At 64.2% G+C, this 10876-nt stretch carries 7 protein-coding genes; 1 reads left to right on the top strand and 6 read right to left on the bottom strand.

Features of this window, described 5'->3' with window-relative positions; translation table 11 throughout:
- Positions 1–205: 205 nt before the first annotated feature.
- The gene (locus GSQ90_RS09045) at positions 206–955 is read right to left on the bottom strand and encodes an acetoacetate decarboxylase (protein ID WP_158814494.1); all 750 of its coding nucleotides are present in this window, start codon (positions 953–955) and stop codon (positions 206–208) included.
- A 14-nt stretch (positions 956–969) separates the two neighbouring features.
- Positions 970–1755: a 3-hydroxybutyrate dehydrogenase gene (locus GSQ90_RS09040; RefSeq protein WP_158814493.1), complete on the bottom strand. Its 786-nt coding sequence runs from the start codon at positions 1753–1755 to the stop codon at positions 970–972.
- A 270-nt stretch (positions 1756–2025) separates the two neighbouring features.
- Between GSQ90_RS09040 and GSQ90_RS09035 the strand changes: the two genes are divergently transcribed.
- Positions 2026–3198, top strand: a complete 1173-nt coding sequence (locus GSQ90_RS09035) for a patatin-like phospholipase family protein (RefSeq protein ID WP_158814492.1) — start codon at positions 2026–2028, stop codon at positions 3196–3198.
- On the opposite strand, the gene GSQ90_RS09030 is transcribed toward GSQ90_RS09035, so the two are convergent.
- From GSQ90_RS09030 to glgC, 4 genes are read right to left on the bottom strand one after another with little or no spacing between them, the layout of a single operon-like run.
- On the bottom strand, positions 3195–3839 hold the full coding sequence (locus GSQ90_RS09030) for a polysaccharide deacetylase family protein (RefSeq protein ID WP_158814491.1): 645 nt from the start codon (positions 3837–3839) through the stop codon (positions 3195–3197). The genes GSQ90_RS09035 and GSQ90_RS09030 overlap by 4 nt on opposite strands.
- Before the next feature lie 48 nt (positions 3840–3887).
- Positions 3888–8081 (bottom strand): glycogen debranching protein GlgX, encoded by a 4194-nt coding sequence (gene glgX, locus GSQ90_RS09025; protein WP_158814490.1) that lies wholly within the window; start codon positions 8079–8081, stop codon positions 3888–3890.
- The gene (glgA, locus tag GSQ90_RS09020; RefSeq protein WP_158814489.1) at positions 8078–9553 is read right to left on the bottom strand and encodes a glycogen synthase GlgA; all 1476 of its coding nucleotides are present in this window, start codon (positions 9551–9553) and stop codon (positions 8078–8080) included. Before glgA ends, glgX begins: the two co-directional genes overlap by 4 nt.
- Positions 9550–10833, bottom strand: coding sequence for a glucose-1-phosphate adenylyltransferase (gene glgC, locus GSQ90_RS09015; protein WP_158814488.1), 1284 nt, complete (start codon positions 10831–10833; stop codon positions 9550–9552). Before glgC ends, glgA begins: the two co-directional genes overlap by 4 nt.
- Positions 10834–10876: the final 43 nt, after the last annotated feature.

The raw sequence follows: 10876 nt of genomic DNA, 5'->3' as shown, positions 1-10876 counted from the left end.
GGCTGAGGGATGGCGACGATTGGCCGACTTGATCGAAGGATATGCAATCGCTCAACGCAAATCACTCGTGTGAATCCCGTAGCCGCTACGCGGGGCGAAGGGGCGCGCGTTTCTCTTCGCCCCGCGTAGCGGGGAGAAGGTGGCGCGCAGCGCCGGATGAGGGGCGGCGCGACGCTGGCGGCGGAGCAACCAGATACGCCCCGCCTCACCTTCTCGCGAGATAATCATGCGCGACGCGGCCGTAGGGCAGCGTCAGGTCGGCGATGAAATGGGTGGCGCCGATGATGCGCTTGACCGGCAGGTCGGCGACGGGGGCGTGGACGTGCGGGACGAGATGGAGGCGCGCCGGGCCGCTCCATGAGCCCTTGATGGTAATGTTTTCGATGTTGAGTGCGACAAGCTGGCAGATTTCCGCGTCGCCGCGCGCGCCGGGAATGATCTTGAGGTTGATCTGCGTCTTGGCGAGCGCGGCCTTCGTGCGTTCGCTGCTGCCCGCCATCGAATCGTGCTTATAGGCCATCGTGCCCATTGCGACCTGCTGGCCGGCATATTCGAGCGTGCCCGTCAGCGTGTCCTTGACGAGCTGCAGCTTCGGATGGGCGTATTTCTTGGGAAAGCCCCAGATTTCCCGGCCCGCGGCGATCGGCGCCTCGTCGTCGAGATACATTTGCGAGACGTAGCTGACGTCCTCGCCGTTGAGCTTGCAGGGAATGACGAGGCCGGATTCGGTATAGTCGCCGAAGCCGGAGGAATCCGGCATTTTGATCCATTCATAAACGACGATGTTTTCGCCATTGGGTTCGAGCGGCTCGGGCAGATGCTCGCGGATCAAAGCCGGGTCGGTCTCGTAGGTGATCGTCATATATTCGCGATCGACGAACCGATAGGGACCGGCGGGGTAGCTCGGGCTGGCCAGCGGCGTCGAGCGAAGCTGGAGAATGTCTTCGGCTTTCATCGGATGTCCCTCGCTTATTCCGCGGTCCAGCCGCCGTCGATCGGCAGGATGGCTCCGGTGATCGATTTGGCGGCGTCCGAACAGAGGAAGAGGGCGAGGCCGGCGACCTCTTCGACGGTGACGAATTGCTTGGTCGGCTGGGCATGCAGCAGCACGTCGTTGATGACCTGCTCGCGGGTCATGTTGCGCGCCTGCATCGTATCGGGGATCTGCTTTTCGACGAGCGGCGTCCAGACATAGCCGGGGCAGATCGCATTGGCGGTGACGCCGAAAGTCGCCGCTTCGAGCGCGACCGTCTTGGTCAGCCCCGCGATGCCGTGCTTGGCGGTGACATAGGCCGATTTGAACGGGGAGGCGACGAGCGCATGCGCCGAAGCCGTATTGATGATGCGGCCCCATTTGCGCGCCTTCATGCCCGGCAGCGCCGCGCGGATCGCGTGGAAGGCGGCGGACATGTTGATCGCGATGATCTGATCCCATTTCTCAAGCGGAAATTCCTCGATCGGCGCGACGAATTGGATGCCCGCGTTATTGACGAGGATGTCGACCGCGCCGAACGCGCCTTGCGCCTCGGCGACCATGCCGGCGATGGCGGCGCCGTTCGACATGTCGGCGCCCGAATACAGCGCCTTGACGCCGAATTCCTTTTCGATCCCGGCGCGCTCGCGTTCGATCGCATCGGCGGGGCCAAAGCCGTTGATCATCACATTAGCGCCGTCCTTGGCGTAGGCGCGCGCGATCGCCAGACCAATGCCGCTGGTCGATCCCGTGACGATGGCGGACTTGCCTTGCAGCATCATGATGGTTCTCCCGTCAGCCGATGCGCGGGGACGCGACCGGCGCAAAACACGCCGCTACCTTGCTGACGGATTTGACGGGATGACGAACATTTGCTGACAGAGCGATGACGGCGAACATTTCAGCGCCGTCATCAATTCGTATTGATCGCCAGCTTACGGTCGCGCCCTTAATCAGCGCCGTCGTTGCTGATAAATCGAATCTTGAAGCACAACACTGGCAGCCCGCGCGCTTCACGTCGCGGCGAACGCCATACGTCCGGAGTCCTCACGATGAATGTTGCGCAATCCCTGGATTTTTCCAGCGCGCCGGCGCCAAGCTGGCGCCCCGAACGATGCAACCGGATTGCGCTCGTTCTCCAGGGCGGGGGCGCGCTCGGCGCCTATCAGGCGGGCGTCTACCAGGCGCTGCACGAGGCGGGCCTCGAGCCCGATTGGGTGTCGGGCGTATCGATCGGCGCGATCAATTCGGCGCTGATCGCCGGCAATCCGCCGGAGCGGCGGCTGGAGCGCCTGCACGCCTTCTGGGACCGGATCACCGCCCGCAAGGTCTGGCACTATACGCCTGACGGCGACGTCTACCGGCAGGCCCGCAACGCGATGAGTTCGTGGTTCACGATGATGTATGGCCAGCCCGGTTTCTTCGAGCCCCGCCGCATCAGTCCGTGGCTCAGCCCGGCGGGCGCGGCGGACGCGACGAGCTATTACGATACGGCGCCGCTGCGTGAGACGCTGCTCGAGCTTGTCGATTTCGATCTCTTGAACGATGCGTCGCGCCGCTTCTCGGTGGGCGCGGTCAACGCTTTGACGGGCAATTTCGTCTATTTCGACAATGCGACGACCCGCATCGAGCCCGAGCATGTGATGGCGAGCGGCGCTCTGCCGCCGGCCTTCCCGACCGTGCGCATCGGCACGGATTATTTCTGGGATGGCGGCCTCGTCTCCAACACGCCGCTGCAGCATCTGCTGGCCCAGGACGACAGCCTCAACTCGCTCATCTTCCAGGTCGATCTGTTCAGCGCGCGCGGCGCGTTGCCGCGCACCATCCAGGATGTGGCGGGACGGCAGAAGGACATCATGTATTCCTCCCGCACCCGCAACACCACCGACATGTTCAAGCGTCTCCAGCGTTGGAAGAAACGCGCCTATCAGGCGCTGATCAAGGTTCCAGAAGACAAGCTGACCGAGGAGGAGCGCGTGATGCGCGACAGGCTCGCGACGCTTCCGGAAATGACGATCCTGCAATTGATCTACCAGCAGAAAGCCTATGAGGGCGACGCCAAGGACTACGAGTTTTCGGGCACCTCGATGCGGGAGCATTGGCAGAGCGGCTATCTCGACACCAAGCGGACGCTGACGCGAAAAGACTGGCTCGCCATGCCGCCGCCAGGCACGGGAATCCTGGCTCACGACGTTCATCGCGAATACGAGGCGGAAGACTTTTAATCCGCGATATAGGCGGCGGGCAGATTGATGCATGCGCCGCCGCGCGTCATGACGATATTTTCCGGGAATTCCTGCCGCCATTCGACGCCAGAATTGGCGAGCCGGTCGAGCAGCTCCGGCAGACGCGGAAGGCAGGCGTTGGCGACGTCGTGCAGCACGATGGCGGACCAATCCTGCGCCTGCACGTCGGCGACGCAACGATCCACCCAGCCGGCGGGGTCCTTCCAATCGCCCGGCACATTGTTCCATAGAACCGCGCAGAAGCGCTGTTCCAGCAGATACGACCTGGCCGCCCTGCTGAACAGATGCGGGCCGATCAGGCCGCTTTTGCCGTAGGGGCGGAAAAGCTTGTCGGGATGCGAGAGAGCCCCGATGCGCTTTTGCGTCTCGCCGATCTCCGTCGCGGCGTAAGCGGCGTCGGGTCGGTCGCCGAGCGCGATCGAATGCGTCAAAGTATGGTTGCCGATCCAGTGGCCGGCGGCATGGGCCTGCCGCATCAGCGCGACGGCGGCCGGGTCATCCAGCTTCTTGCCAATGACGAAGAACGTGGCCTTGATTCTGGCTCGCTCCAGAATGCTCAAGACCCGCTCGGTCACGCCGGGCGTTGGGCCATTGTCGAAGCTGAGCGTGACGCGGTTCATTGTCGGCCGAAATGTTTTTCTCCCACCCCAACAAGGGGGATGGAATCTCTATCGCCGGTCGGCGGCGAGCGCATCGATGATCGCCTTGGCGCGCCGGCTTGAAAACAAGGCCTCGACGCCGAGACTCAATCGATGGCGCCAATTCGGCCTTTCGCGATCCGTGCCAGGCAGGTTTGTCGCGACCGTTTCGCCGGCGAGATCGTCGATCTGAGCGGTCGCCAGCATCGAGGCGGCCCGCGCGACAAAGGCGTGGACCGCGCCGGCCAGCGAATCGGGCAGCGGCAGTTCGAAGTCCGGCGCCTCGGCGATCAGTTGGGCCTGTATCAGCGCATCGGCGAGTTCGCGCTTTTCCTGAGCGCGGGCGGTCTGCGCTTGCTGTTCGTCGAAGGCGCTCAGAAGTCCGAGCGTCGCTTTTTCTGCGATGTCGGCGCCGCCCCACCAGCCCGCGAGCGTCGGCAGGTCATGGGTGCTGGCGCAGGCGACGGCGAGGGCGGGATAGGATTGCGGCGCGATGAACTCGCGGCCGCGGCGCTCGAACCATAAAACGCGGGTGCTCAGAATATCGGCCTTTGCGATGGTCTCGCGAAAGCCCTCGGGGACCGTGCCGAGATCCTCGCCGACGACCATACAATTGTTGCGCTGGCTCTCCAGCGCGATATGGCCGATCAAATCGTCGAGGGGATAGGCGACGTAGGCGCCCGCGGCGGCTTTCGCGCCATGCGGAATCACGAACAGCCGCGCCAGACCCATCGCATGATCGATGCGCAGCAGTCCGGCATGACGCATGTTTGCGGCATAGAGCGAAGAGAGGCCGCGCCAACCCTCGCGCGCGCCCGCCAACGGATCGGGCGGGGGCAAATGCCAGTTCTGGCCGTTCGCCGAAAAAGGATCGGGCGGCGCGCCGACCGATACGCCTTCGGCCAGTTCATCGGCGCGCGCCCAGGCCTCCGCGCCGTCGGGCGCGGCCCCGACGGCCAGATCGCGATAAAAGCCAAATTCAAGGCCGCCCGCTTTGGCGCGCGCGGCGGCGGCGGCAAACTGCCGGTCGGCCAGCCATTGGGCGAACAGAGCGAAGGCGACGCTGTCGCTGCTTTGGCTCGCCGTTTCGTTGAGGGCCTCCGCATCGCCGCTTCGTAAATCCTGCGGCCAGTTGCGCCAGTCCCCGGGCCGTTCCTGCGCGATCGCCTGGAAGATCGCGAAGCGGCGCAAAGTCTCGCCGCCGGCTGTGACGAACGCCGCATAATCGGCAAACAGCGGATCATGCGGCTGCGCGATGCGCGCCCGCTCGAAGGTGGCCCAGCGTGCTTTCAGCAAACCTTCCTTGAGGCGCCAGACGGATTCATATTGGACTGAAGCGGCGCTCGACGCCTTGTCGATCGCATCGGCGCGATCGCCGATCGCCGCCGCTAAAACCTCATCGCTGGGCAGGTCGGCGCCGTCCAGCGCATCGATATGGATGGGATCCAGAAAGCGCCGGTCGGAGGGATGATAGGGGCTCGCCCGTTCGCGATCTCCGGCGAACAGGACATGCAGCGGATTGACGCCGAGCGCCGCGGCGCCGACTCGCCCCGCCGCTTCGCCGAGCAGCCCAAGCGTCGTGAAATCCCCGATACCCTGGTCGCTCGCGCCTGGCGCGCTGTCGCGGCGCTGCGCATAGAGTTGCGCGCTGAAGCCAAAGCGCCGGCGCCGCGCGCTTTCCGGCAGATAGGCAGTGTGCGGGGCGATCGTCAGTTCGCAGGCCATTTCGTCGTCGGCGAACAGGCGATGGCGACCCATCGGCAGCGCGGGCAGCGCGACGCTGCGTTCGTTGACCTCTCGCCCATCCGACAAGATGCGCCGGCGGATATGTTCTTCGCCCGAACGTAGTTCGATCCTGCGCCCGTCTTCGGCCTCGATCCGCAGATCGACCTGGCGCACAGGCGCCGCCGCATCGCTGCGCAGAGGCAAAAAGAGCGGGACATCGAGGCGGCCGACCATCGAAGCCGGGATGGCGCGCGCCTCGCGTTCGTCGACGATTCTGTGCAGGCTTTCCAACGCCTGCGCGTGGGAGGAAGCGGGCAGGCGCAGAGCGCCAAGCAGAGCGATCTTGGTGTCGTCGGCGACGATCGTATGCGATCCCGCGACATCCCACCAATCGGGCGCGATTCCCGCTGTGCGCGCCAATGTGCCGATAAGCTGCGCGTCTGCTTTGCGAACAGGAGGCTGGCGGTGCGGCGCCGCGATCTCCGCGACGATCAGGGTCGCGCGCGGCGGCGCGATCAGGCGATCGTCGTGCGAAACATCCCATTCGGCCTGATCTTCCGCGTCGCTCGTGTCGATCAGGACGCGCCAGCTCATGCGCTCGCGGGCCAAAGGCAGTTGCACGATCGCCTCGGCGTCGCCCCGATTGAGCACGACGGCGACGCGGTCGGTTCCTTCCTCCATCGGGCTGGCGAACACGACGACGAGGATGCGCGCCTCCCCGTCCTGCCATTGCGCGGGCGACGTCAGTTCGCCTTCGGCCTCCCGCCATTCGACATCGCGCAAAGCGGTGGCGTCAAATGGGCCGCCGGTCAGAAAGGCATCGTTGGACAAAGCGGCATGCGCCTGCCGCGTCGCGATCAGCTTTTGCGTGAAAGCGTAGAGCGACAGATCGGCCTTGCTCCAGTCCAGCCAGGAAATCGCATTATCCTGCGCATAGGCGTTGTTGTTGCCATTCTGGCTGTGGCCGATTTCCGAGCCCATCGACAGCATGGGCGCGCCGCGCGAGACAAACAGCAGCGCGAGGAGATTGCGCGCGTCGCGCGTGCGCGCCGCGACGATTTTCGGGTCGTCGCTTGCCCCCTCGACGCCATGGTTCCAGGAGCAATTGTCGTCGGAGCCGTCGCGATTGCCCTCGCCATTGGCCTCATTGTGCTTGTGTACGTAGGAGACAAGATCGCTCAGCGTGAAGCCATCATGGGCGGTGATGAAATTGACGCTTTGCGATGGCGCGGCGGCATGCGCGAAAATATCGCGCGAGCCGGCGATGCGGGTGGCGATTTCGCCGCGCATGCCGGGATCGCCGCGCCAATAGCGCCGCGCGGCGTCACGATAGCGATCGTTCCATTCGCCCCAGCCTTCGGGAAAATTGCCGAGCTGGTAGCCGCCCGGTCCGATGTCCCAGGGCTCTGCGATCAGCTTGGCGCCGCGCAGCACGGGATCCTGACCGAGCGCCTCGATCAATGGCGCATGCGGATCGAATCCCCAATCGCGCCGCCCCATGGCGGGCGCGAGATCGAAGCGGAAGCCGTCGACGCCCCCTTGCACCATCCAGCGCCGCAGCGCGTCGATCGCCATCGCCATCACGGCCGGACGATCGAGGGCGAGGCAATTGCCGCAGCCCATATCGTTGATGTAATGCGCGGGATCGCCGGGCATGAGGCGATAGTAGGAAGCGTTGTCGAGCCCGCGCAACGACAGCGTCGGCCCCAATTCGTCGCTCTCGCCGCTATGATTGAGCACGATGTCGAGAATGACCTCGAGTCCGGCTTCATGAAGCGCGTCGGTCGCCTGCCGCACCTCCGCCCAGCCGCCCGGCGCAAGCCGCGGGTCTGGGGCGCCGACGATCACGGGATTATAGCCCCAGGCGTTGGTCAACCCCAGAGGCGGCAGATGGCGCTCATCGACAAAGGCGTCGGCGGGCATGATCTCGACGCTGGTGATTCCGAGGCCCGCCAGATGGGCGATCGCCTTGGGATGCGCGAGGCCGGCGAAAGTCCCGCGTAGCGTCTCGGGCACTTGCGGATCGAGGCGGGTGAAGCCGCGCAGGTTCAACTCATAGAGGATCGTGCTCGCCCAGGGAACGCGCGCGCGGCCCGGCTCGACGGGCTTCAGGTCGGCGACGATTGCTTTAGGCGCAAAGGCGCCGCTGTCGGCGCCGCGTTCGAACATGGAGGGATGGAGTTTGTAAGGACGATCGAGCAGCGCGGCATGGGGATCGGCCAGAAGTTTGGAGAGATCGAAGCGATGGCCGTGTTCGGGCTCGAACGGCCCGTCGGCGCGAAAACCGTAGCGCGCGCCCGCCAAAACGCCTTCGAGCGAGCCGTGGAAGACATCGCCGGTTCGCCCCGCCAGCGCGATACGTGCGATCTCATGCTCGCCGGCCGCATCGAACAGGCAGAAATGAATCGCGCTCGCATGCGCGGAAAAGACCGCGACATTGATCCCGTCTTCGGTGAGGGTGACGCCGAGCGGCTCTGGCGCGCCGGGTCCGCTCTTCACGCCGCATCCGTGGCGCTGCCGGCGTTCGCCGCTGCGATCTCCTGATAAAGCGCGGCGTAGCGTTTGGCCGGGCCGCGCCAGGAAACATCGGCGCGCATGCCGTTGAGGCGCAGGCGGCGCATCGCGCCGGCGTCTTGATAAAGCGTCCCGGCCCGCTTTAGCGCGTAGGCCAGTTGATCGGCGGCCGGCGGCGCGAATTGCAGGCCCGTGGCGACGCCCGCCGCCAAAGCCGCCTCGTTGGCGTCGATCACGGTATCGGCGAGGCCGCCGACCCGCGCGACGATCGGCGCCGCGCCATAGCGCAAGGCGCATAATTGCGTGAGGCCGCAAGGCTCGAACCGCGAGGGGACGAGAATGAAATCGGAGCCCGCCTGCACGAGATGCGCGATCCCTTCATCATATTCGAATATGCAGCCGACCGCGCCGGCATGATCGCGCGCCGCTTGCGCAAACGCCTCCTGGAGAACCCTGTCGCCCGAGCCAAGAAGAGCCAGTTGCCCACCTTGTTCAACCAGCGCAGGCAACGCGTCGAGCAAGAGATCGAGTCCCTTCTGGCTGGAAATGCGGGTGACGACGCCAAAAAGCGGCGCGTTGGCCTTTGGCTCGAGATCCATGCGCCGTTGCAGCGCGGTCTTGTTGGTCGCGCGCATATCGATCCGGGCGGCGCTGTAAGGTTGCGGCAGGTGCGCATCGTCTTCCGGGTTCCACACGTCGACATCGATGCCGTTGACAATGCCCTCGACCGCGGAAGCGCGCCGGCGCAACAAGCCGTCGAGCGCCATGCCCGATTCCGGAGTCATGATTTCGCGCGCATAGGTCGGCGAAACCGTGGTGATGCGATCGGCGAATTGCAGACCGGCCTTCAGAAAGCCGATCCCGCCGAAATATTCGACGCCGTCGATGACGAGCGAATCGGGCGGCAGTTCGAGCGCGGCGAGCAGGCTGGCGGGAAAATGTCCCTGGAAGGCGAGGTTATGGACCGTGATGACCGTTCCCGGCCGCCGGCCGCCATCGTAATGCAGATAAGCCGGCGCGAGCGCCGCCTGCCAATCATGCGCATGGACAATGTCGGGGGCGAAGCTGGTCGCCGCGCCTTTGCCGATATCGGCCGCTACGCGCGCCAGCGCCGCGAAGCGCTGGGCGTTATCGGGCCAGTCGAGACCATCGGGGCCGGCGTAAATATTGCCGTCTCGCGTGAAAAGATGCGGCGCGTCGAGGATGAACAGATTGAGTTCGCCAGCTTTTGCGGCCAGTAGCCTCGCCGGGCCGCCGAACAGCGAATCGTAGCGATGGACCGGCTCGGCGCTGTCGAGTTTGGCGAGCAACGCGGGATAGCCCGGCGCCAAAGTCGTCGCCTGGATATTTTCACGCGACAGCGCGCCGGGCAGGGCGCCGGCGACATCGGCAAGCCCCCCGGTTTTGACAAGCGGAAAGACTTCCGATGCGACGGAAAGAACCTTCAATCTGGTCATAGGTCGAGCTTATCCAGCATCGGTTGGGTGATGAGGCAGACGCCTTCCTCGGTGCGCCGAAATCGCCGGGCGTCCTCCACCGGATCTTCGCCCACGATAAGGCCCTCCGGGATGATGACGCCGCGATCGACGACCACTTTGGAGAGTTGGACGTTCCGGCCGATTTCCACATAGGGCATGATGACCGCCTCATGGACGCGCGAATAGGAATTGATGCGCACGCCGGTGAACAGCAGAGAGCGCGACAAAGCCGCGCCCGAAACGATGCAGCCCCCCGAAACAAGCGAGGAAACAGCCGAACCGCGGCGACCTTCTTCATCGTGAACGAATTTGGCCGGCGGCGTGATTTCGCCATAGGTCCAGATCGGCCAGTTGTTGTCGTAGAGATCGAGATCGGGCACGATATCGGTCAGATCGATATTGGCGGCCCAATAGGCGTCGACCGTGCCGACGTCGCGCCAATAGATTTGCGCTTCCGCGGTCGACAAGACGCAAGAGCGTGAAAAATGATGGGCGACCGCTTTCCCCTTGGCGACGATATGCGGAACGATGTCCTTACCGAAATCGTGACTTGAATTGGGATCGGCCGCGTCGCGTTTGAGTTCCTCGATCAGCAGTTTCGTGTCGAAGACGTAGATGCCCATGCTGCACAAAGCGACATCGGGCTTGCCGGGCATCGGTGGCGGATTCTTCGGCTTTTCGAGGAAGGAAAGAATGCGGTCTTTCGCATCGACATGCATGACCCCGAAACCCGTCGCCTCTTTCAACGACGCTTCGAGGCAGCCCACCGTGACATCGGCGCCCGATTCGACATGCTGCACCAGCATCTTTTCGTAATCCATCTTGTAGATGTGATCGCCGGCGAGCAGGACGATGAATTGCGGGGCGTAGCTCTCGATAATATCGATGTTTTGATAGACCGCGTCCGCCGTCCCCAGATACCACATGGTCTCGGACACGCGCTGACTCGCGGGCAATATGTCGAAGGTCTCGTTGCGTTCCGGGCGCAGAAAGTTCCAGCCGCGCTGCAAGTGCCGGATCATACTATGCGCCTTATATTGCGTGGCGACCGCGATGCGCCGGATGCCTGAATTGAGCGCGTTGGACAAAGCAAAATCGATGATGCGCGACTTGCCGCCAAAATAGACGGCGGGCTTGGCGCGCTTGTCGGTCAATTCCATGAGACGGCTGCCGCGTCCGCCCGCGAGCACATAGGCCATCGCATGACGGGACAACGGCGGGGCGGGCGATATTTGCTTGGGCGCTTTGCTGGGACTCATGGCCTTTCCCTCCGATTTTCTTTTTTTGAGTAGCGATTGACCG

Origin of the sequence: Methylocapsa sp. S129 (assembly GCF_009765995.1) — a bacterium.
Classification (GTDB): Bacteria; Pseudomonadota; Alphaproteobacteria; order Rhizobiales; family Beijerinckiaceae; genus Roseiarcus.
This window is presented reverse-complemented; position numbering and strand designations above follow the sequence as displayed.